Genomic DNA, 21,488 nt, shown 5'->3' on the forward strand with positions numbered 1-21,488 from the left:
GAGATACCCGTGCAGTTCACCGTTCCGGCCGTCGCCGAAGCCGTCGCCGCCGCCATCGGAGACCGCCCGCTGATCGTCCAGGGCGACCGCCGATACACCTACCGGGAGATCGTCGACCGGTCGAATCGACTGGCGGCCTATCTGCATTCACGCGGGCTGGGCGCGCAGACCGAACGGGATGAACTCGCCGGCCACGAGGTGGGGCAGGATCTGCTGGGCATCTACGCCTACAACGGGCCCGAGTACGTCGAATCGATGCTCGGCGCGTTCCGGGCCAGGGTGGCGCCGTTCAACGTCAACTACCGGTACGTCAAGAACGAATTGCAGTACCTGCTGGCAGATTCCGGCGCATCGGCACTGGTGTATCACGCCGCGTTCGCGCCCCGGGTGGCCGAGATCCTTCCCGAGTTGCCCGCGCTGCGCGTGCTGATCCAGATCGCCGATGGCTCCGGCAACGAGCTGCTCGACGGCGCAGTGGATTACGAGTCGATCGTGGCCGGCACCGAGACGTCCGCGGCGGCCCCGGTGCAACCCAGCCCCGACGACCTCTACGTGCTCTACACCGGCGGCACCACCGGCATGCCCAAGGGTGTGTTGTGGCGCCAACACGACATCTTCATGACCGCGTTCGGGGGCCGCAACATGGTCACCGGCGAGAAGGCGCAATCCGTCGACGAGATCGCCGCCAGAGCCACCGAGAATCCCGGCACGAAGCTGATGATCCTGCCTCCACTGATCCACGGCGCGGCGCAATGGGCCGCGATGACCGCGATCAGCACCGGCCAGACTCTCGTATTCCCCACCGTGGTGGACCGATTCGACGCCGAAGACATCGTTCGCACCATCGAACGCGAACAGGTGCTGGTGGCCACCGTGGTGGGTGACGCCATGGCACGCCCGCTGCTGGATGCCATCAGGGCCGGCACGGCCGACGTGTCATCGCTCTCCGTGGTGGCCAACGGCGGCGCGCAACTGACCCCGTATGTCAAACAACAACTCATCGACGCCAAGGACAACCTCATCGTCGTCGACGGGGTCGGGTCTTCCGAAACCGGCGCCCAGATGAGCCACATGTCGGCACCCGGTGCGGTGTCCACCGGAACCTTCAATGCCGGGCCCGATACCTGCGTGGTCGCAGAGGATTTCACCACGGTACTGCCCGCCGGGCACGACGGACTGGGCTGGCTGGCACAGCGCGGGTTCGTGCCGCTGGGCTATAAGGGCGATGCCGCAAAGACCGCGGCGACCTTCCCCGTCATCGACGGGGTGCGCTATGCGACACCCGGTGACCGGGCCCGCCACCTGGACAGCGGGGCAATCGAACTGCTCGGCCGCGACTCCGTCACCATCAATTCCGGTGGGGAGAAGATCTTCGCCGAGGAAGTCGAATCCGCGCTCGCCTCCCATCCCGCGGTGCGCGACGTGGTGGTCACGGGCCGACCGAGTGAACGCTGGGGCCAAGAGGTGGTGGCCATCGTCGCGTTGAGCGGAAACGCGCCCGCCACCGCCGACGAGCTGATCCGGCATGCCGAATGCTCGATCGCCCGTTACAAGCTGCCCAAGGCCGTGTTGTTCCGACCGACCATCGAGCGCAGCCCGGCCGGCAAGGCCGACTACCGGTGGGCCCGCCAGCAGGCGATCAGCGAAACTTCTTGAGCCGTGCTGCGGTTCGGCCGCGCGCCCGCCGCAGGGCGAGGTTCGTGCTGAACCGCATCGGCGCGGTGAAGGGGTTGGCCGCATGGCCGGTGACGCTGAACGGCAGGTCGGTGCCCACCACGGTGCGGTAGTGGCTGAACGCATCGAAGCCGGCCTTCCCGTGATAGGCGCCCGTCCCGCTGCGGCCGACCCCGCCGAACGGGGCATCTGACGGGATCATGTGTGCGGCAAAGTCGTTGCGGGCCACCCCACCGCTGCGGGTGTGGCTGACGAAGTGCCGGAAGTCGGCGTCGTCCGGCCCGAACCAGTAGGCCACCAGGGGCGACGGGTTCGCATTGATGTGGTCGACGGGCTCCTCGAGCCGTGAGTAGCCGCGGACCACGAGCACCGGCCCGAACACCTCTTCAGTCGCGATCCGCATCCGGTGATCGACGTCGCGCACGATGGTCGGGGCAATCTTGCGCGAGCCCGGATCGGGCAGCGTCTCCCCCGGTGGCACCACGGCGTCGATCCGGGCCCCGTTGGTGCGGGCGTCGGCGATCAGCCCGACCACCCGGTCGAAGTTCGCCTGGTTGACCGAGGCGCAGTAATCGGGATTGCCCACGATGCTCGGGAACAGATCGCTCCACGTCCGGCGGGCCACCGCGACGAACCGGTCCACCTGGGCATCCGGCACGAAGACGTAGTCCGGGCAGACGCACACCTGCCCGCCGTTGACCATGCGCGCCTGGGCGATTCGGCTCGCCGCCCGTTCGATGTCCGCCCCGGGAGCCACGACCACAGGGTTCTTGCCGCCCAACTCCAACGTCACCGGGACGAGGTTGTCGGCGGCGGCCCGGGCCACCAGCGCCCCGATCGACGGCGAACCCGTGAAGAACAGGTGGTCGAACGGCAGACCGGCGAACTGCGCGGCCACCTCCGGACCGCCGGTGACGACCTGGAGTTCGGTTGCGTCGAAATACCTCGGAGCCGTCTGCGCCATGAGTTCGGCGGTGTGTGGAGTCACCTCGGACATCTTGATCATCACCCGATTCCCCGCGGCGAACGCCGCCGCCGCGGGCAGCACCGTCAACTGGATCGGGAAGTTCCACGGGCCGATGATGCCGACCACCCCGAGCGGGCTCGGAAGCACTTCGGCACGCAGGCCCGCGAACCGAGCGACGCGCATCAGCTTCGTCGCGCGCATCCACCGCGGGATATGCGCCCTGGTGTGCTCGATGACCGAGAGCATGCCAAGGATCTCGGCCAGGAACGCGGCAGAACGTGACCGCGATCCGTAGTCGGCCTCCGTGGCGGCGACGAAGTCCTCGGAGTTGTCCAGGATCATCGCCAGCAGACAGTCGATTCGATTGCGGCGCAACGTCACATCGGGTGGGCCGGCGGCGATGAACGACTGGCGTTGGGCAGCCAGCATCTCATCGAGGCCGGCGTACTGCGGCCGCGTCGCCGCCCGTTCTTCGATCGCACTCATCGATTCCGACCTCTCACCAGGCACGTCGCCCGAGCCTCCGAAACCCCTCCGGTAAGGCTAACGGTAGCACCTGGAAGTACGTCGGACTCGATTGTCCAGCTTGGTCGAATTGTTTACAGTCATCCTTACTGTCGCTCATTCAGTTGGAGGTCGGCCATGCCGGAAACCGCACGCAGAATCGTCGTCGTCGGCGCTGGATCCGGGATCGGAGCAGCCGCCGCGGCGCACTTCTACCACCGCGGCGACCACGTCCTCGCGGTGGACCTGCGTGCCAACGACACGCCGGCATCCGAACACGCCACCTGCGACCTCCGAGACGCCGGCGACATCGCCCGACTGCTGTGCGAGATCGGGGACGGCTGGGACGCGCTAGCACACGTGGCCGGAGTACCGGGCACAGCGCCGGCTGCCGATGTTCTGAAGGTCAACTATCTCGGCATGCGGCTGATGGCCGAGGGGATGCTGCCGCTGCTGCGTCACGGCGGGTCGATCGTCACCGTGGCCTCCACAGCGGCGCTGGGTTGGCAACAGCGCCTCGACATCCTGGACGGATTGCTCGAGCTGACCGATGGAGATGCGGTGGCGCAGTGGCAGACCGGGCAGGATCCAGATTTTCCGGTCTACACCACCTCGAAGCAGGCTGCGATCCTGTTCACCAAGCGGGTGGCCGGACCCGCCTGGACGAAATTCGGGGTACGGGTCAACACCGTCAGCCCGGGGCCGGTCGAGACCCCGATCCTGTCCGACTTCGAGCAGACCATGGGCAAGGACGTCCTCGATTTGGTGCGCACGACGGTGGGCCGGCACGCCACCGTCGACGACGTGGTGCCCCTGATCGCGTTCCTGACCTCCCCCGAGGCACGGTGGATCAACGGTCAGGACATCCAGGTCGACGCCGGGTTCATCGCGACGATGACCCACGGTGCGCCGATCCCGCTCTGACGGTAGGCAGAGCAGCGCAGATTCCATTACTGTAATAATTACAGTAATATGCATCAGGATGACGGATCCGTTCCGAGTGGTGGGGTGAGCTGTGGGTAGTGAAGTTCAGGATGTCGTCGAGGAATCGGCCGCCGACGACACCGCTGGTCTGCTCCGCGACCCGTACCCGATCTTCGCGCGACATCGTGCCGCGCACGGGGTGTTCCGCGGCTCGGTGATGGATTGGTCCAAGACACCGGAAGCCCTGATGCCGGAACACCAATTCGCGGCGGTGTCCTTCGACGCGGCCAACACGGTGTTCCGGGACGGCAAGTCGTTCAACTCACGGATCTATGACAGCACCATCGGACTGTTCATCGGTCCCACCATCCTGGCCATGGAGGGCAAGACCCACCGCGACCACCGCAACCTGGTCTCGGCCGCATTCAAATCCCGCTCCCTGCAACGCTGGGAGCCCGAGATCGTCCGCCCGATCTGCGAGGCACTCGTCGACGAGTTCATCGAGGCCGGCACCGCTGATCTGGTGCGCGACTTCACGTTCGAGTTCCCCACCCGGGTCATCTCGAAGCTGCTGGGCCTGCCCGAGGAAGACCTGCCCTGGTTCCGGCAGCGCGCGGTGGAACTCATCAGCTACACGGTGAAGTACAAGCGGGCGTTCGAAGCCTCGGCGGCGCTGAAGGATTACTTCCTCGATCAGATCGAGCGGCGCAGATCCACCCCCACCGAGGACATCATCGGCGACCTCGTCACCGCGGAGATCGACGGCGAGAAACTCACGGACGAGGCCATCTACTCATTCCTGCGGTTGCTGCTGCCGGCCGGGCTGGAGACCACCTACCGGTCCTCGGGCAATCTGCTCTACCTCCTGCTCACCCATCCCGATCAGTTCGCCGCCGTACAGGCCGACCAGGAGTTGATCGGCCAGGCCATCGAGGAGGGCCTGCGTTACGAAACTCCGCTGACCACCGTGCAACGCTCGACCACCCAGGACACCGAGCTCGGCGGGGTCACACTCCCCGCGGGCGCGGTGATCGACGTCTGCATCGGGTCGGCGAATCGCGACGAGAACCGCTGGGAACGCCCCGAGGAATTCGACATCTTCCGGAAGCGATTACCGCACATCACCTTTGCCGCGGGCGAACACACCTGCCTGGGCTTACACCTGGCCCGGATGGAAACCCGGGTGGCGCTGGAATCGCTGCTCGACCGGGTCACCGACCTCGACCTGGTCACCGACGACGATCCGCACATCTTCGGACAACCCTTCCGGTCCCCCACCGCCATTCCCGTCACCTTCAAGCCGATCCGCTAGGGGACGCTGACATGGCCGGGCCCGAGGGCGCAGGTGGTCGTCGACGCCGCGAACGCGGATCGATCAGCGTCGACGAAATCCTGCGTGGCGCTTTTGAACTCGCCGGCGAGGAATCGATCGACCAGCTCAGCATGCCGCAACTGGCCCGTCACCTCGATGTCGGGGTGACCAGCATCTACTGGTACTTCCGCCGCAAGGACGAGCTACTCGACGCGATGACGGAACGCATGCTGCACGACTACGACTTCAGCGTGCTGGCCATCGATCCCGGCACCTGGCGCGAATCCCTACGGGCCCACGCTCATCGCATGCGGGAGATGTTCACGCGCAATCCCATTGTCTGCGACCTCATCTTGATCCGCGGCACCCGTGGCCTGCCCGCCGCGCGGACAGCACTGGAAAAGATCGAGCAGCCGGTGGCCGCGCTCGTGGCGGCCGGGCTCACCGCCAGGCAGGCCTTCGACACCTACACCGCCATCGCCGTGCTGGTGCGCAGCTCGGCGGTGCTGCAACGGCTGCAGACCCGCACCGCCGAGGTCGAATTCCCCCGGGAGTACTGGGAACAGGTGATCGACCCCGAGGCAATGCCGCTGATCGCGTCGATCCCCGGACGGGGTTACCGGATCGGCATGGCCGACGATATCAACTTCGACCACATCCTCGACAGCATCCTCGATCGCGCGGCATCCTTCGCCTGACTTCTACTGCCGGGGCAGCCGCCAGCCGATCGTCTTGGTCTCGGTGTACTGCGCGAACCCCTCGATGCCGCACTGTCTTCCGATGCCGCTGTTCTTGTACCCGCCGAACGGCGCATCGGCGCCGTAGTACATGCCGCCATTAACTCCAATGGCCCCGGTGCGGATGCGCCGGGCGATGCCCATCGCGCGCTCGGGTGACGCCGATACCACCGCCCCGGCCAGACCGAACGCGCTGTGGTTGGCGATCCGCACCGCCTCGTCGTCATCGTCGAACGGCAGCATCACCAGCACCGGCCCGAACACCTCGTCCTGGGCGATGGGCGATCCCGGGTCCGCCCCGACGATGACGGTGGGCGCGACGAAGTGGCCGTCGCGCAGGTGATCATCCAACCCCGCGGCCTCACTGCCGCCCACGACGACGTCGGCGCCGTCACGACGGGCACCGTCGATGGCGTTGAGCACGCGTTGCTTTTGCGCGGCACTGATCAGCGGGCCGACGAGCGTGGTCGGTAACGCCGGATCACCCACCGGGACCGCGGCGAACGCCATGGATACGTTGGCGACGGCCTCGTCGAACAGGCTGCGGTGCACCAACATCCGCGTATTGGCCGCGCACGCCTGTCCGGCGTGCACGCAGGCACCGATGGCGCCGGGGATGATGTGACCGGGCTTGGCGTCGTCGAGCACGATCATCGCCGACTTGCCGCCGAGTTCCAAGAAGGTCCGCTTCATGGTGTCGGCGCCCACCCGCATCAGATGCCGGCCGACCGCCGTCGACCCAGTGAACGACACCAGGTCGACGCGGGGGTCGGTGCCCAACTGCCCGGCCACCTCGTTGGACGGGGTCGGCACCACGTTGACGACGCCGGCCGGGATGTCGGTGCGCTCGGCGATCAGCCGGCCCAGCCGGGTGGCGTTCCACGGCGTATTCGGATCCGGTTTGAGTACCACCGTGTTTCCCGCCGCCAGGGCCGGCCCGAGCTTGTTGAGGATCACCTCGATCGGGAAGTTCGACGGCGTGATCGCGGCGACCACCCCGACCGCCTCCTTGACCACGGTGCGGGCGTTGCGCTCACCGAACAGCCCGCCGCCGTCGAGCCGGCGCTCCCATTCGAATTCGTCGATCAACCGGGCCGGGTACCGCAGAGCGTCGGCCAACGGCCAGTCCAGTTGAGCATTCTCGGTGGTCATCACCGGGCAACCGACCTCAGCGATCAGTTCCTCACGCAAATCGTCCTTTTCGGCCTCGATGGCGTCCTGCAACTGCGCCAGCACGCGCTGACGCAGCCCGCGATTGGTGCTCCAGTCGGATTCGTCGAACGCGCGCCGGGCCGCCCCGATCGCGGCGTCCATATCCTGCGCTTCGGCGGCCGCGGTCGTGCCCAGTACCAGTCCAGTGGCCGGGCTGAGATTGTCGAACTCCGCTCCGGACGCCGCGGCCACGAGCTCACCGTCGATCAGCATGCGCTTCTCGGCTCGTCCGGCGGCACGCCGGCCGATGTCCACACTGGTGACGACCTCGTCCGCGACTTCGCTCACGCACTTAACTGTAACACTTACAGTAAGGTGTCAGTGTCCTTCCACCTGCACCGGAATGCCGGTCAACCAGGACATGCCGGCCAGCGCCTCGACGTCGGACGGATCGCTCGACATCAGCTGGTTGACGTTGGCCCCGCCGGCCTGATTGGCGAGTCGCCAACCGCCGCTGCCCTTGTGGCCCCAGCCGTGCGGTATGGCGACCGTGCCGCGCACGATGTCGTCGGTGAGCGAAACCGTGATGTCGATCTGGCCGTGCGGCGAGCTCACCCGCACCTCGTCACCGTCGACCAGCCGCCTCGCCGCCGCATCGTCGACGTGCATGAGTGCTCGATGGATCCTCTTGCCGCGCATCAGCAACGGCGAGTTGTGCATCCACGAGTTCTCCGAGCGCGGTTCCCGCATGCCGATCATGCGCAGCGGATAGCCGTCGGGTTCGGCACGTCGGGACAGCGCGGTGATCTCTGAAGCGATGTCCGTGTGCTCCAGTCGGATCCGGCTCTTCGGGTACACCACGACCTCACCGAGCACCCCGGTGCGGATATCGGGTGCCACGACCACACCGTGCGGATGCTGCTCGGCAAGTCGACGGAACGTCAGCCCGCCGCGGCGCAGCCCGAAGCGGTCGCCACCGTCGGCCATCCGGATCATCATGTCGATCATCGGCCGCGGGCTCAGCCGTTTCCCGCGTCGCGCGGCCCGCCTGGCAGCCAGCCGAAGCGCCACGAAAACCGGTGTGCGCACGCTCATCCGGCTCACCAAGTCGACGACGATATCCCATTCGGTGCGGGCCTGGCCTCGGGGCGCCACCACCGCGTCGGTGGCCTGACGGAACGGTGTGGCCTGGAACATCTGGAAGGTGACAGCGAAGTCGTCGCGCTCGTACATCGTGGTCACCGGCAACACGTAATCGCAGTGCGCCGTGGTCTCGTTGACGTAGAGATCCAGCCCGACAGAAAGATCTGTCGCCTCCAACGCGTCTTCCAACTCCGCGCCGTTGGGGACTGACAACACCGGATTGCCCGCGCCGATGAACATCGCCCTGACCCGGCGTGGGCCGGGCGTGGTGATCTCCTTGGCCATGCATGCCGCCGGCTCGGCCCCGATCACCAACGGGAATCCACCGACCCGGGTGCGTTTGTAGCGATAGCTGCGGCGCAACGAGGCCCCCATCGCCATCGATCCCCACTTCTGCCCGGGGATTCCGAGCGTGCTGAACACACTGCCGCCCGGAGTGTCCAGATTGCCCGCGACGAGATTGACGGCGTCGAGCAGGTAGGTGGTCAACGTGCCGTTGCGGCCGACGCAGGTACCCAACCGGCCATAGACCGCGGCCCGTTCGGTGGCGGCGAGGTCACCGGCCAACGCGCGCACGGTGTCCGGGTCGATGCCGGTGTGCGGTTGCGTGCGTTCGGGGGTGAACGGTGCGCACTGGTCCCGCAGCCACTCCAGGCCATCCGCCTGGGCGCTCGCCCGCGGGCTGACGAGGTTCTCGGCGAACAGCACCTGCAACGTCGACAACAGCAGGTAGGCGTCCGTATCCGGAACGATCCCGAGCCAGTCGAACTGGGCGGCGGTCTCGCTGCGCCGAGGGTCGACCACGATGACCCGACCGCCGCGCTTGACGATGTCGTGCATGCGGTCCTTGATCCGCGGCGCGGTGAGGAAACTTCCGTGGGATACCACCGGATTCGCGCCGAACATGACCAGCAGATCGGTACGCATCAGGTCCGGGATCGGCACCGGGAACGGCGCTCCGTAGAGGAACTGGTTGGCCAGCAGCCGGCTGCTGGTGTCCTGGGTGGACGAGCTGAAGAAATGACTGGCTCCACCGATGCCCTTGGCGAAGGCCATCGCGGCGAACAGGTGCGAGTAGCTGAATGCCGCCGGGTTACCCATGTACCACGCCACCGCGCCCGACCCATGACGGCGGTGAATCTCGGAGAGCCTGGCCGCGATGTCGTCGAGCGCAGCGTCCCAGCTCACCGGCTCGAACCCGTCAGCGGTGCGCTTCAGCGGTGTGGTGACCCGATCGGGGTCATTGACCACCTCGGTGAACGCAATGCCTTTCTGACAGGCAAACCCGGCCGAGAGGGGGTGGTCCTTGTCGGGCCGCAGGGCGGTCAGGCGCCCGTCCTCGACCGTGGCGATCATGCCGCACAGCGGCTCACAGATCCGGCAGAACGTCGCCTTGGACTCAGCCTTGCTCCCGATCACCGGAACTAGGTTACTGTAAGTATTACAGTTGCTATACCCTTTCGGTGGAACACAGATCACCTTCGCCTTCGCCTCCAGAGGAGCCTGATGAACGACGTCGCGATCATCGGAGTCGGTATCCACCCGTTCGGCCGCTTCGAGGGCAAGTCCGCGATGCAGATGGGCGTCGACGCGATCTTCGCCGCCGTCGCCGACGCGGGTGTGGAGTGGAAGGACATCGGGGCCGCCACCGGAGGTAGCTGGACCGTGGCCAATCCCGATGCCATCGTCGGAATGGTCGGGCTGACCGGCGTCCCGTTCACCAATGTGTTCAACGCGTGTGCCACCGCCGCCAGTGCCACCAAGGCCTGCGCCGACGGGATCCGGCTCGGCGACTACGACATCGGCATCGCCATCGGCCTGGACAAGCACCCGCGCGGTGCGTTCACCGAGGATCCGGCCCTGGTCGGGATGCCGAGCTGGTACGCCGAGAACGGCCAGTACCTGACCACCCAGTTCTTCGGCATGAAGGCCAACCGCTATCTGCACGAGCACAATATCTCCCAGCGCACGCTGGCCAGGGTGGCCAACAAGAACTTCCGTAACGGCGCGCTGAACCCGAACGCGTTCCGGCGCAAGCCGATCAGCGAGGACGACATCCTCAACTCGGCGATGCTGAATTACCCGCTGACGCAGTACATGTTCTGCGCCCCGGACGAGGGTGCCGCCGCGGTGGTGATGTGCCGCGCCGACATCGCCCACCGCTACACCGACAAGCCGGTGTACCTCAAGGCCGTCGAGGTCCGCACCCGCCGATACGGCGCCTACGAGGTCAACACCACCTGCGCACCGGTCGAGGAGGATGTGGCACCCACGGTCTACGCCGCACGTGCGGCGTTCGAAAAGGCCGGGGTGGCACCCGACGACGTCGACGTCGTCCAGCTACAGGACACCGACGCCGGCGCCGAGGTCATCCACATGGCCGAGTGCGGCTTCTGCGCCGACGGCGACCAGGAGAAGCTGCTGGCCGACGGCGCCACCGAGATCGGTGGGTCGCTGCCGATCAACACCGACGGCGGCCTGATCGCCAACGGCGAGCCGATCGGCGCATCCGGACTGCGCCAAATCCACGAGCTCGTGCGCCAGTTGCGCGGCGAGGCCGGTGACCGGCAGGTGCCGGGCAACCCGCGCGTCGGTTTCGCCCAGCTCTACGGCGCCCCCGGCACCGCCGGCGCCACTGTCCTGACCCGCTGAGGAATGACGATGACCGAACAGTTCCGGGATGCACCGATTTTCGATGCCGACCAGCACATGTACGAAACCGGCGAGGCGCTGACGAAGTTCCTCCCGGAGAAGTACTCACGCGCTGTGCAATACGCGCAGATCGGCCGCCAGACGCGGGTGGTGATCAACAACCGGGTGACCGATTTCATCCCCAATCCGACGTTCGAGCGGGTCGCCGCACCGGGCGCGCACGAGAAGTTCTTCGCCGGGGAGAACACCGAAGGCCTGACCCTGCGCGAGATGCAGGGCAAGGCCATCGAGGCGCCCGAGGCCACCCGCAATCCGGAGGCCCGAGTCAAGGAACTGAATCGGCAGGGGGTGGTCGAGGCGCTCAACTATCCCACTCTGGGCAGCCTGGTCGAGCACTCCAGCGCCGATGACCCACAACTGACCCTGGCCATCGTCCACGCCCTCAACGAGTGGATCCTGGAACACTGGACGTTCAATTTCGCCGACCGGGTGTTCTCCACTCCGATCATCAATCTGTCCGAAGTCGATGCGGCACAACGCGAACTGGAATGGATCCTCGATCGAGGCGCCAAGGTCGCGCTGATCAAGCCCGGCCCGGTCAACGGCCTGCACGGGTGGCGCTCCCCCGCCCTGCCCGAGTTCGACCCGTTCTGGCGTGACGTCGAGGCGGCCGGCCTGCCCATCGTGCTGCATGCCAGTTATCCGCCGCTCGACGACTACGTCAACAAGTGGGAACCGCCCTACACGCAGAACTTCATGACGCAGAGCGCGTTCCGCTGGATGGTGCTGGGACATCGTGAGATCGCCGACATGTTGACCGCGCTGATCTGCCACGGCACCCTGACCCGCTTTCCCGGGTTGCGCATCGCCAGCGTCGAGAACGGCAGCAGCTGGATCTTCCCGCTGTTCCACGATTTCGCCGACCTGTACAAGAAGATGCCGCAGAACTTCCCTGAACACCCGCACGATGTGTTCCGCCGCAACATCTGGGTCAGCCCGTTTTGGGAGGGTTGCGTGTCCGACGTCGTGGAGACGGTCGGCTGGGACAAGGTGCTGTTCGGCTCGGACTATCCACATCCCGAGGGCCTGCCGGAACCGAACGGTTTCTGGAAGTACGCCGAGGGCATGGATATTCGCCGCACGTACGACTTCATGGGCGACAACGCCCGCCGGTTCATGGGGCTGCCCATCGCCAATCCGGATCCCGCAGCCGTCAAACCGCCGGCCTTGACCGGCGCCTAACCCGACCGATCGGGCAGCGGCGGAAGCGGCTGGGCGTCGGCGGGATTGAGGGCATCCAGCATCAAGCTCAGATAGCGTCGACGCAGTTCCGAAGGTTGATCGAGCGCCACCGAGGCCGCCGTCACCATCGCGACGAACGTCGGCACATCATCGACGGTGAGGTCGGCGCGCAGGTCCCCGGCCGCCTGGCCCTGCGTCACGAGTGTCTCGAGCAATTCGCGCTTGCGATTGAACAGCCTCGAGGTCAGCTCGGTGAGATGACAGCGACGGCAGTAGCGGACGTTGCACGTACATGAGTTCGGCCAGCCGCTCGATCACGTCCTCCCGCGGGGCATCGCTGTCGATCAGCGCCCGCCGCTGACCAGACGCAAAACTGCCCAGTTTCGAGAGAAATTGGGCAGTTTTGTGTCTGCTCGCGCTAGGACGCTTTCGCCTTGGGCGCCGAGTAGTTCGGCTTACCCAGGCCCAGCACATGCTGGGCGATCATGTTGCGGAACACTTCCAGCGTCCCGCCGTAGATGCCGACCAGCGGCGCGAAGCGGTAGACGTACTCACTACGGTCGTCGGCACCCCCGTCGGCCCCGATCGGCAGTGCCGCAACGGAACCCGCGATATCCATCAGATCCGGTGCGATATCACGCATGGTCTGCGCCAGCGCCACCCGACCGAAGATGCTCGGTGCGGACAGCGATGCCTCCAGGCGAGCCACGCTGCGGCCCAACCGATACGCGACGGAGCCGTCGTCGACGGCGCCGGACCGGCCCACCAACGCAGCGACGTTGTCGGCGGCTTCGGCCATGAAACCGGCCTGGTGCATCATGATCGCCACGTCCGCCAGACCGTCGTCAGCGGCCGCGACCGCCCCGTGCTCGGCGTCGAGCGGCTCCCGCACCACCGTCCAGCCGCCGTTGACGTCGCCCAAGCGGTACTTGTCGTCGACGCGTACGTCGGAGTAGTAGACGATGTTGGTGCGGTCGCCGTCGACGGTCCGGATGCCCTGGATCTCGATGCCATCGGAATCCAGGGGCACCAGGAACATGGTGAGGCTCTTGTGTTTCGGCGCGTCGGGATCGGTGTTGGTGATCAGGAAGACGTACTGGCAGTTGTGGGCACCGGTAGTGAACATCTTGGAGCCATTGATGATCCACTGATCGCCGTCACGGACGGCGCGGGTCTTGCACGTGGCGACGTCAGAACCGCCTTCGGGCTCGGTGTAGCCCAGGCACAACCGCACGGTGCCGTCGAACACGCCGCGCAAGACGTCATCGCGGATCTCCGGCGAGGCGAACTTCGCCACCGAGCGGGCCACCATCGCGGTGGTCCCCCACGTCACCCACGGAACCTCGGCTCGGCGCTTCTCCAGCTCCCAGATGCGGCGACGCACCCGCGAGAACCCGCCGTCGGCCTCGGTCTTCCATTCCTTCTCCAGGTAGCCGGCGGCACCGAGGGCCAAATGCACGCCCTCGTCGAAGTTGTCACCGGTCTCGCGGTCTCGCCGGATGACGTCCGCTGTCACGACACTCGCCAGGAACTCACGCACCTCGGTGCGGAACGCCTCGTCCTCGGCGGACAGTTCAACTGTTGAGAAGTCCATGTCTAAACCTTGCTTTCGCGAGCGGCCACGATCTGGGCGATGCGCACCGCGGTGGTGCCCGGGTCTCCGCCGGCCAGCGCCCAGCCGCGGGCCCGGACCAGATAGGCGGTGGCCGCCGCTTCCGCGGACACTCCGAGTCCGCCCTGGACGTGCACCGCCATGGTGGCGGCTTTGGCGGCCTCCTCGGCCATGAAGACGAAGGCCGAGGGTGCCAGCTCCGGGCGCTCATCGGGCTCGTTATCGAGGAACCAGGCTGCCCGGCGTACGAGGCCGCGTCCGCTCTGGACGGTGATCGCGATGTTGGCCAGCGGATGCGAAATGCCTTGCAGCGTCCCGATCGGAACGCCGAGGGTGTAGCGGGTCTTGGCGAACTCCGCGGCGATGGTCATGGTCTCTTCGACAAGACCGACCAGTGCTGCCGCGGTCAGCAGACGCCATTCATCCAGCGCACGTTGATATTCCGCCGAGACATCCGCACCGGCGGCCAGCACCGCCCGAGTATCGGCAGCGGCCGGGTCCACCCAGGCCATCGGCAGCTTGCCGATATTGTCGACGCGGGCCGGACGGGTGGAGAAACCGAGGAGCACCACAGCGCCATTTTCGTTGCCGTCCCGGACGACGATGTGGTCGGCGATCGATCCGGACGGGATGAGCCGCGGCCCGGTCGGAGCGACCTGATGCGCATCGAGCGCGACGATCTGGGTGCCGTTGACGATCTCCTCGAAATCACAGGCGCCGAGGCGCGCCAGCAGTCGCGCCGCCACCACGTGGTCGATCCACGGCACGGGGGCCAGCGAGCGTCCGAGCTCCTCGGCCACCAAGGTGAGGTCGACGAGCGTGGCGCCGTCGCCACCGACGGACTCCGGTAGCGCCATGGTGGTGGCGCCCATGGCGCACAACCGTTCCCACAGGCTCTTGTCGAAGCCCGACGGTTCGGACGCGCGCACGGCCTCGATGTCGGAATGCGTCTTGAAGAACTGCCGGTAGGCGGTCTGCAGCGCGACGTGGTCCTCGGACAGGCTGTAGTCCAGCCTGCGTAGCTCGTAGCGGTCCATCAGCTCTCCCGATTCTCGCCGAAGAAGAACTCGGCGGCATTGTTGTAGAGGTAGTTGTCCAGCACATCGTCCGGAAGGTCGAGCGCCAGCGCCTCGGGCACCACGCGCTGCATACGCAGCACCGGGAAGTCCGAGGCGAAGATGACCTTGTTCTTCCCGCGGGTGCGCATGAAGTGCAGCAACGAGTCGGGTAACCGCTTCGGCGACCAGGCCGAGGTCATCAGGCGGAGGTTCTGGTATTTGATCAGCATCCGGATGGCGATGTCCCACCACGGATCCGCGCCGTGGATCATGCACAGTTTCAGTTCGGGGAACCGCACACACACCCGGTCGAGGTGGATGGGGTTCTGCACCTCACCCGGGATCGGCGGGCCGGGGATGCCGGTGTTGACGCACAGCGGCAGTCCCAGCTCGGCGCATTTCGTGTAGAGCGGGTAATACACCGCATCGCTGGGCGGATACTGGCCGTCACCCCAGAAGCTCGGGCCGACAACGGCATACGCGACCGGCAAGTCGGCGGCAACGGCCGCCAGCTCACGCAAGGACGGGATGGGACGCAGCAGATTCACCCCGCCCATCGCCAGCGCGAAACGGTCAGGGTGGGCCTCGACGAACTTCCGCGCGGTCACCGACGGCTTGACCAGGGAGTCCATCAAGATGGCCTGCTGCACCCGGTGGGTGTCCATCTCGTCGAGCAGCTCCGACAGGTCGATCGGGTCGTACATCGACGCCGGACCCTTGAAGTAATCGTCGCGCACCTTCGTCATGAAGGTCGGCTGGTTCTCGGTTTCGCTGAAGTGCACGTTGACCAGGCAGTCAATCACCTTGTGGGTCATACCTTCACTCCTCCCGACGCGTATTCCTTGGCCCAGCGGTAATCGGCCTTGCCGTTGCCCAGCCGGCGCACCGAATCGACGACCATCACCACCTTGGGCAGCTTGAACCGGGCCAGCCGGGCCGCACAGTGCTCGCGTAATGCACTGGCGTCCACCGCGCCGCGGATCGACACCAGCGCGACGATTTCCTCGCCCCACCGCTCGCTGGGCCGTCCCACTGCCAGCGCGTCAACCACGTCCGGGTGGCCCCGCAGCACTTCTTCGATCTCCTCGACGAAAACCTTTTCCCCACCGGTGTTGACCACCAACGAATCCCGGCCGAACAACCGCAAGGTGCCGTCGACCTCCAGCGAGGCGCGGTCCCCCGACACCACCACCCGCTCCCCGGACACCTCGGGGAACGTCTTCACCGTCGCCGCCTCATCGTCGAAATAGCCCAGCGGGATTCGTCCGTTGCGGGCGGCCCAACCCACCTCCGCGTCCCCGGGCTCCAGGAACCGGGAGTAGTCGTCGGCCAGCACCAGGCCACCGGCCCGCAGCTGGAACGTCTCGGCGGTCGGGGTTTCCCGCTGGGTGTGGCCGAACCCCATGTTGCCGGTTTCCGACGAGCCGAAGCCGTTGATGATGGTGATCTGCGGGAGGTGTTCCAGCAGGGCACGTTGATGTTTCGGATTGGTCGCCGCCCCGCCGGTCCCGATGGCGAACATCGACGTCAGGTCGTAGGACCGCCGGCCCAACTCCTCGACGATCGGTCCGGCATAGGCGTCGCCGACCATCGTCATCAGCCCGATCTTCTCCCGCTGCGCGGTCTCGAGCACCGTGCGTGGGTCGAACCGCGACTTGGTGTCATGCAGCACCACGGTCTGGCCGGACAGCAGCCCGGAGAACGCGGTCCACATGCCGGCGGCGTGCATCAGGGGCGATACCGCGAACCAGGGCGGGCCGGCGTGGGCCACTTTGTCGTGGATCTCGCTGACCTGGTCGTGGTCGGCGCCGTTCATCGATGAGACGTAGATGTCGCCCTGCCGCCACATCACGCCCTTCGGCCGCCCGGTGGTACCGCCCGTGCAGACCATCAACAGGTCATCGGGCGACGGAGGCACTGCCTGATCGGTATCGCCTTGGGCCAGCGCGTCTTCCAGCCTGATCGCACCGGGTAGCTCGGCCCCGTCACCGTCGTCGACGCAGATCAACACCTCCGCTGCCAATACGGAGGCGAACTTCGCTCCCAGCGACCGGTGGTAGATCACGGCGCGGGGCTTCAGGTAGGCCAGCAGATCGGCCACCTCACCCGGTGTGTAGTAGTAGTTCACGTTCACCGGGACAGCACGCGCCTTGAGGCAGCCGATCACCATCTCGGGGTACAGGTCGTTGTGCATGACGAGTGCGACCACGTCCTGACCGCATTCCCACCGATTGAGGTCCCGACGTTCCCGGTGCGCGCCCAGCCCGCGGGCGGCCAGGAAGTTCCCCAGCCGACGGGTCCGCTCAGCGCCCTGCGCGAAAGTGGTGCGGCGGCTGCCACATACCGTCATCTCCCGGTCGGGCACGGCCTCGGCGATTGCGTCGACGACGGCGCCGATCGTCCATTCCCCCATGAGCGGCTAGGCCGATACCAGGTGCGAGACACCAGGAGCGACCCGGCTCACGTCGCCGAGCAGCTCGAGTGCGTTGTCGCGCATCACTTTCCGGGTGTCCTCCAGGCTGAACTCGGGGAACTGCGGGATGTCGGCGGTGAAGGTGGTCGGGTCGGCCAGGCCCTCGCCGTGCGGCCAGTCCGAGCCGAACAGGATCTTGTCGACACCGATGGTGTCGGCGAGCAACTTCACGTCGTCCTCGTAGTACGGGGCGATCCACACGTTGTTGCGCAGCTGCTCGACCGGATCCTCCTTGAAGTGGTACGGCGCATTGTTGGCCGCCTTCTTCAGCCGCTTGATCAGCCGGTAGACGAAGTAGGAGCCGTTCTCGATGCTGCACACCTTGAGCTCGGGATGCCGGGTGAACACCTGGTGCACGATCATCGAGGCCATCGTGTCGTGGATCGCGCGGTCGTCCATGATCACCATGTCGAGCGGATCGCGTTTGCCGAAGCCCTTGAATACCCCGCTGCCGCCCCACAATGCCGGAACCGCCATGTACCCGGAGTCCGACAGATGGAAGACCACCGCGACACCTGCCTCGGCCAGCCGAGCCCACACCGGGTCGTGCACCGGGTCCCCCAGGGACCGAGGCCTGACCTCACCCGGTACCGGGGCCGGTCGCACGCACACCAGTTTGGCACCACGGCCGATGACGAACTCGGCCTCCTCGATCGCCTTCGCCGGGTCGGCCAGCGAGATGATGGGTGCCGACAGGAAACGGCCGTCGGGCCGGTCGAAGCCCCAGTCCTCGTCCAGCCACAGGTTGAAGGCGTGCACCGAGGCCATGGTGGCCTCGATGTCGTGCTTGAGCCCTTCCTCCACGCCGCACGCGAAAGTCGGGAGCATGAACACGGATTCGAGGCGCTGCCGGTCGAGCACCTTGAGCCGGGCCTCGCGATTCTGATACTCGGGGTGATCGGCCAGCCGGTCGACCTTCATCAGGGACGCGGGGTCGACACCCTCGGGGATCTCGCCGCGGAACAGCAGATCCAGACAGCCCGGCTCGATGATCGGATCGAAGGTCGGGTTCGGGATGAAGTGGTTGACCGTCCCGCCCATCACCGCGAGGGTTCGTTTGCCGTCCTGCACCATCTGCACACCGCGGCTCCTGAACTCCTTGGGCAGGTGCCGGGTGAACGCGTCGATCGGCTCGTAGTAGTGGTTGTCGACGTCGACGGCCAGGTACGGAAGCCGCTCTGGAGCTTCGGTCATGTCATCAACCTTCTTTCAGGGGCGGGAAGTTCGGCGGCCGTTTCTCGAAGAACGCGGTGATGCCCTCGATCAGGTCGGGCCGCACCATGGATTCGTGCATCAGGGTCTCGGCGCGAGAGCTGACCGCGCGTACGTCGTCGTGGGCGTCGCCGTACAACTGGCGTTTGATCACCGCCATCGAGGCGGGCGAGCAGTTGCGGGCCAGATCTTCGGCGTACTCCAGCGCGCGCGGCAGCAGATCCTCGGGTGCCACGACCTCTTTGACCAACCCGAGCTGAGCGGCTTCCTCCGCGAGAAACGTTCGGCCGCTCAGCAACAGGTCGGCCGCGACGCCCCAGCCGGCCAGGCGCGGCAGGATCCAGGTGATGCCGTACTCCCCGATCAAGCCGCGGCGTGGGAACGCGGTGGCGAATTTCGCTCCGGCAGCGGCGAATCGGACATCGCACATCAGCGCGTGGGTGAGACCGATGCCCACGCACGCCCCGTTGATCGCGGCGATGACCGGCTTGCTCAGCACGGTGAGGAAGTGCGGGTGTCGTTCGCCGACGATCTTGCTGACATCGGTGTCCTCGCTGATCGATTCGCCGAGCGAAGCCATGGCGCCCATGTAGGCGCCGGCACAGAATCCGCGGCCCGATCCGGTCAGCACGATCGCCCGGACCGCCGGATCCGCCTCGGCGCGATCGAAACTCGCGTAAACGCCGGCGGAGATATCGGCACCCCAGGAGTTCAGCCGATCGGGACGATTGAGCGTGATGATCGCGACCCCGGTCTCGGTGAGGTCATACCGCACCGCCTCGGTTCCCACGTCGTCGGCGAGTGTCATCCGCCGAACACCTCCCGCCGCGCCGACCGTTCAGACATACATACTGTATACCTATCGGTAGTGCATTCCGCAAGGGTTGACTCGACGCTATGACCTGCATAAAAGCGACTCAGGCGTCGATCAAACCGAGCTTCCGATGAGAGGTTTCGATCCGAGCCTTCGCTGCCGCGGGGAGCATCGCCTGCGGCGGGCGCGAATGCGGGTAGTTCCCGACGGGCAGTCCCAGTCCGGGACTTCGGCCGTTGCCATGAGCACACTCCTCAGATGAAGTCGCTACCGCCGTCCACGTTGACGTTGGCCCCGGTCATGTACGAGTTACGTTTCGAGGCCAAAAACGCCGCAACGGGCCCTATTTCACCGGGCAGCCCGGCACGCGGCAGGTGGGCGGGATGCCCGAAGTGCTCGTCGATGGCCGCCATCAACGCGTACGGATCGTTGCCGTCGACACCCACCGTGTCGGCCCAGCCCCGCAGCGCCTCCGACGAGATGCTGCCCGGGGAGACCACATTGACCATGATCTCGTCCTTGGCCAGCAGCAGGGACAGGTTCTTGGACACGCTGTTCACGGCCGCCTTCGCCGCGGTATAGGCCGGCAGCCGGGTGCTCTGCCGCTGGGTGGAGTGGGCGGAGAAGTTGACGACGCGGCCCCAATCGGCGTTGCGCAGCAACGGCAGAGCCGCACGCACGCACCGCACCATGCCCATCAATCCGGCGTCGAACGCCTGCTGCCACTGGGCGTCGGTCAGCTCCTCGAAATTGCCCGCCGCGCCCGGGCCGACGGTGTTGATCAACGCGTTGAGTTCGCCCCAACGGTCGCCGACCTCGCCGAAGGCCCGATCGACCTGCGAGCTGTCCGAGGTGTCGGCGACGATCGCCACCGCGTCCGGGCTGCCGAGGCGCGCCAGCTCCGCGGCAGCGGCGTCGAGCACGTCACGGGAACGACCGACGATCGCGATCCGGGCGCCGTCCTCGGCCAGGCACTGCGCCGTCGCGAAGCCCATCCCGCGGCCACCACCGACGACGACAGTGGCCGCACCCGCGAATCCGAGATCCATGGCCTAAAAGACTCCCCGGTCGCTTCGCTCGTGCCTGCCGGACTCAGGAGCCGGTCCAATTGGGGGCGCGTTTCTCGGCGAACGCGATCGCCCCCTCCTTGGCGTCGTTCGAGGCGAACACCGGGCCGAGCAGTTCGCCCTGTTTCTTCCACATCTCGTCGGCCGACCACTCCGAGGACGACGCGATGATCTCCTTGGTGACCGCGACGGCCAGCGGGCCGTTGGCGGTGATCCGATCGGCGAGCTCGAGGGCACCATCGAGCGCCCCGCCCGGCTCGGTCAGCTTGTTGACGAAACCCCACGCGGCGGCTTCCTCGGCGGTGAAGCTGTCACCGGTGAGGGCCAGTTCCATCGCCTTCTGGTAGGGGATGCGCTGATGCAGGCGCAGCAGGCCACCACCGCCGGCGACCAGTCCCCGCTTGACCTCGGGGATACCGAACTTGGCGACCTTGGAGGCCACGACGAGGTCGGTGGCGAGGACGAGCTCGGTGCCACCGGCCAGCGCGAACCCCTCGACCGCGGCGATCAACGGCTTGCGCGGCGGGCGCTCGGTGAAACCGGCACCCCGACCGGGAACGTAGGGCAGCTCGCCGGCAGCGAACGCCTTGAGGTCCATGCCCGCGCAGAAGTTGCCGCCCGCACCCGTCAAGACGGCCACCGACAGCTCGGGGGTGTCGTCGAGTTCGTCCATGGCATCGGCGAGCCCTCGGACCACCGCAAGGTTGAACGCGTTGCGCGCTTCCGGGCGGTTGATCGTGACGACCAGCGTTCGGCCTCGTCGCTCGGTGAGAACTTCGTCCGACATCCATACCCCTTTGCTCGCGGCCCCAGTAACCCCGAAAAGCCTACTATAGTGATTACAGTACAAGGGTGAGGGGCCCGCGTTCCCCGGCCGAGCGACGCGTGCGCACCGACCGCGCGAGGTACGCACAGAAAGGCTACCGGTAAGGTTGACAGCGACAA

Annotated in this window: 18 protein-coding genes; 6 read left to right on the forward strand and 12 right to left on the reverse strand. The window is 66.5% G+C overall.

Annotated elements, in window-relative coordinates:
• The first annotated feature begins 9 nt into the window (after positions 1 to 9).
• The gene (locus BN4332_RS28485; protein ID WP_066902968.1) at positions 10 to 1,656 is read left to right on the forward strand and encodes a medium-chain acyl-CoA ligase Mig; all 1,647 of its coding nucleotides are present in this window, start codon (positions 10 to 12) and stop codon (positions 1,654 to 1,656) included.
• On the opposite strand, the gene BN4332_RS28490 is transcribed toward BN4332_RS28485, so the two are convergent.
• Positions 1,640 to 3,127, reverse strand: coding sequence for an aldehyde dehydrogenase family protein (locus BN4332_RS28490; protein WP_066902970.1), 1,488 nt, complete (start codon positions 3,125 to 3,127; stop codon positions 1,640 to 1,642). The genes BN4332_RS28485 and BN4332_RS28490 overlap by 17 nt on opposite strands.
• Before the next feature lie 156 nt (positions 3,128 to 3,283).
• Here BN4332_RS28490 and BN4332_RS28495 point away from each other — a divergent pair, with 156 nt between their 5' ends.
• The 3 genes from BN4332_RS28495 (at position 3,284) to BN4332_RS28505 (ending at position 6,079) form a co-directional block, all read left to right on the forward strand.
• Positions 3,284 to 4,069 carry an SDR family oxidoreductase gene (locus BN4332_RS28495; protein WP_066902972.1) on the forward strand — a complete coding sequence of 262 codons (786 nt, stop codon included), beginning with the start codon at positions 3,284 to 3,286 and terminating at the stop codon, positions 4,067 to 4,069.
• A gap of 91 nt (positions 4,070 to 4,160) precedes the next feature.
• Positions 4,161 to 5,381 carry a cytochrome P450 gene (locus BN4332_RS28500; protein WP_066902973.1) on the forward strand — a complete coding sequence of 407 codons (1,221 nt, stop codon included), beginning with the start codon at positions 4,161 to 4,163 and terminating at the stop codon, positions 5,379 to 5,381.
• An 11-nt stretch (positions 5,382 to 5,392) separates the two neighbouring features.
• Complete coding sequence (locus tag BN4332_RS28505; protein ID WP_066902976.1) at positions 5,393 to 6,079, forward strand: TetR/AcrR family transcriptional regulator; 687 nt, start codon at positions 5,393 to 5,395, stop codon at positions 6,077 to 6,079.
• A 3-nt stretch (positions 6,080 to 6,082) separates the two neighbouring features.
• Here the strand turns inward: BN4332_RS28505 and BN4332_RS28510 are convergent, their stop codons facing one another.
• A complete protein-coding gene (locus tag BN4332_RS28510) occupies positions 6,083 to 7,543 on the reverse strand; it encodes an aldehyde dehydrogenase family protein (protein WP_235654350.1) in 1,461 nt (486 codons plus the stop codon).
• A gap of 105 nt (positions 7,544 to 7,648) precedes the next feature.
• Positions 7,649 to 9,769 carry a molybdopterin-containing oxidoreductase family protein gene (locus BN4332_RS28515; protein WP_066903157.1) on the reverse strand — a complete coding sequence of 707 codons (2,121 nt, stop codon included), beginning with the start codon at positions 9,767 to 9,769 and terminating at the stop codon, positions 7,649 to 7,651.
• A 150-nt stretch (positions 9,770 to 9,919) separates the two neighbouring features.
• Here BN4332_RS28515 and BN4332_RS28520 point away from each other — a divergent pair, with 150 nt between their 5' ends.
• Positions 9,920 to 11,065 carry a thiolase family protein gene (locus BN4332_RS28520; RefSeq protein WP_066902980.1) on the forward strand — a complete coding sequence of 382 codons (1,146 nt, stop codon included), beginning with the start codon at positions 9,920 to 9,922 and terminating at the stop codon, positions 11,063 to 11,065.
• A gap of 9 nt (positions 11,066 to 11,074) precedes the next feature.
• Positions 11,075 to 12,307, forward strand: coding sequence for an amidohydrolase family protein (locus BN4332_RS28525; RefSeq protein ID WP_066903159.1), 1,233 nt, complete (start codon positions 11,075 to 11,077; stop codon positions 12,305 to 12,307).
• Here BN4332_RS28525 and BN4332_RS28530 read toward each other — a convergent pair.
• The 9 genes from BN4332_RS28530 to BN4332_RS28575 all read right to left on the reverse strand — a co-directional run bounded on the left by BN4332_RS28530 (position 12,304) and on the right by BN4332_RS28575 (position 21,330).
• Entirely contained in the window at positions 12,304 to 12,507 is a 204-nt protein-coding gene (locus BN4332_RS28530; protein ID WP_096867153.1) for a hypothetical protein, read from the reverse strand. The two genes, BN4332_RS28525 and BN4332_RS28530, sit on opposite strands and share 4 nt — an antisense overlap.
• Positions 12,508 to 12,725: 218 nt before the next feature.
• On the reverse strand, positions 12,726 to 13,901 hold the full coding sequence (locus BN4332_RS28535) for an acyl-CoA dehydrogenase family protein (protein ID WP_066902985.1): 1,176 nt from the start codon (positions 13,899 to 13,901) through the stop codon (positions 12,726 to 12,728).
• Positions 13,902 to 13,903: 2 nt separating this feature from the next.
• Entirely contained in the window at positions 13,904 to 14,956 is a 1,053-nt protein-coding gene (locus BN4332_RS28540; protein WP_066902987.1) for an acyl-CoA dehydrogenase family protein, read from the reverse strand.
• On the reverse strand, positions 14,956 to 15,792 hold the full coding sequence (locus tag BN4332_RS28545; RefSeq protein ID WP_066902989.1) for an amidohydrolase family protein: 837 nt from the start codon (positions 15,790 to 15,792) through the stop codon (positions 14,956 to 14,958). The genes BN4332_RS28540 and BN4332_RS28545 overlap by 1 nt, the downstream gene beginning before the upstream one ends.
• Positions 15,789 to 17,390 (reverse strand): acyl-CoA synthetase, encoded by a 1,602-nt coding sequence (locus BN4332_RS28550; protein ID WP_066902991.1) that lies wholly within the window; start codon positions 17,388 to 17,390, stop codon positions 15,789 to 15,791. Before BN4332_RS28550 ends, BN4332_RS28545 begins: the two co-directional genes overlap by 4 nt.
• Positions 17,391 to 17,396: 6 nt before the next feature.
• Positions 17,397 to 18,644: an amidohydrolase family protein gene (locus BN4332_RS28555; protein ID WP_066902993.1), complete on the reverse strand. Its 1,248-nt coding sequence runs from the start codon at positions 18,642 to 18,644 to the stop codon at positions 17,397 to 17,399.
• A 4-nt stretch (positions 18,645 to 18,648) separates the two neighbouring features.
• Positions 18,649 to 19,470 (reverse strand): enoyl-CoA hydratase, encoded by an 822-nt coding sequence (locus BN4332_RS28560; protein WP_066902995.1) that lies wholly within the window; start codon positions 19,468 to 19,470, stop codon positions 18,649 to 18,651.
• 260 nt (positions 19,471 to 19,730) lie between these two features.
• A complete protein-coding gene (locus BN4332_RS28570; RefSeq protein ID WP_066902997.1) occupies positions 19,731 to 20,525 on the reverse strand; it encodes an SDR family NAD(P)-dependent oxidoreductase in 795 nt (264 codons plus the stop codon).
• Positions 20,526 to 20,568: 43 nt separating this feature from the next.
• Positions 20,569 to 21,330, reverse strand: a complete 762-nt coding sequence (locus tag BN4332_RS28575; RefSeq protein WP_066902999.1) for a crotonase/enoyl-CoA hydratase family protein — start codon at positions 21,328 to 21,330, stop codon at positions 20,569 to 20,571.
• Between the last annotated feature and the right edge of the window lie 158 nt (positions 21,331 to 21,488).

This window comes from Mycolicibacterium houstonense (genome assembly GCF_900078665.2).
GTDB lineage: Bacteria > Actinomycetota > Actinomycetes > Mycobacteriales > Mycobacteriaceae > Mycobacterium > Mycobacterium houstonense.

What these genes read in the sequence shown, in the direction of transcription:
- BN4332_RS28495 (WP_066902972.1), top strand. Translation starts at nt 3,284, where the DNA reads ATGCCGGAAACCGCACGCAGAATCGTCGTCGTCGGCGCTGGATCCGGG.
- BN4332_RS28525 (WP_066903159.1), top strand. Translation starts at nt 11,075, where the DNA reads ATGACCGAACAGTTCCGGGATGCACCGATTTTCGATGCCGACCAGCAC.
- BN4332_RS28575 (WP_066902999.1), bottom strand. Translation starts at nt 21,330, where the DNA reads ATGTCGGACGAAGTTCTCACCGAGCGACGAGGCCGAACGCTGGTCGTC.
- BN4332_RS28550 (WP_066902991.1), bottom strand. Translation starts at nt 17,390, where the DNA reads ATGGGGGAATGGACGATCGGCGCCGTCGTCGACGCAATCGCCGAGGCC.
- BN4332_RS28560 (WP_066902995.1), bottom strand. Translation starts at nt 19,470, where the DNA reads ATGACACTCGCCGACGACGTGGGAACCGAGGCGGTGCGGTATGACCTC.
- BN4332_RS28535 (WP_066902985.1), bottom strand. Translation starts at nt 13,901, where the DNA reads ATGGACTTCTCAACAGTTGAACTGTCCGCCGAGGACGAGGCGTTCCGC.
- BN4332_RS28490 (WP_066902970.1), bottom strand. Translation starts at nt 3,127, where the DNA reads ATGAGTGCGATCGAAGAACGGGCGGCGACGCGGCCGCAGTACGCCGGC.
- BN4332_RS28570 (WP_066902997.1), bottom strand. Translation starts at nt 20,525, where the DNA reads ATGGATCTCGGATTCGCGGGTGCGGCCACTGTCGTCGTCGGTGGTGGC.
- BN4332_RS28545 (WP_066902989.1), bottom strand. Translation starts at nt 15,792, where the DNA reads ATGACCCACAAGGTGATTGACTGCCTGGTCAACGTGCACTTCAGCGAA.
- BN4332_RS28510 (WP_235654350.1), bottom strand. Translation starts at nt 7,543, where the DNA reads ATGCTGATCGACGGTGAGCTCGTGGCCGCGGCGTCCGGAGCGGAGTTC.
- BN4332_RS28520 (WP_066902980.1), top strand. Translation starts at nt 9,920, where the DNA reads ATGAACGACGTCGCGATCATCGGAGTCGGTATCCACCCGTTCGGCCGC.
- BN4332_RS28505 (WP_066902976.1), top strand. Translation starts at nt 5,393, where the DNA reads ATGGCCGGGCCCGAGGGCGCAGGTGGTCGTCGACGCCGCGAACGCGGA.
- BN4332_RS28540 (WP_066902987.1), bottom strand. Translation starts at nt 14,956, where the DNA reads ATGGACCGCTACGAGCTACGCAGGCTGGACTACAGCCTGTCCGAGGAC.
- BN4332_RS28515 (WP_066903157.1), bottom strand. Translation starts at nt 9,769, where the DNA reads ATGATCGCCACGGTCGAGGACGGGCGCCTGACCGCCCTGCGGCCCGAC.
- BN4332_RS28555 (WP_066902993.1), bottom strand. Translation starts at nt 18,644, where the DNA reads ATGACCGAAGCTCCAGAGCGGCTTCCGTACCTGGCCGTCGACGTCGAC.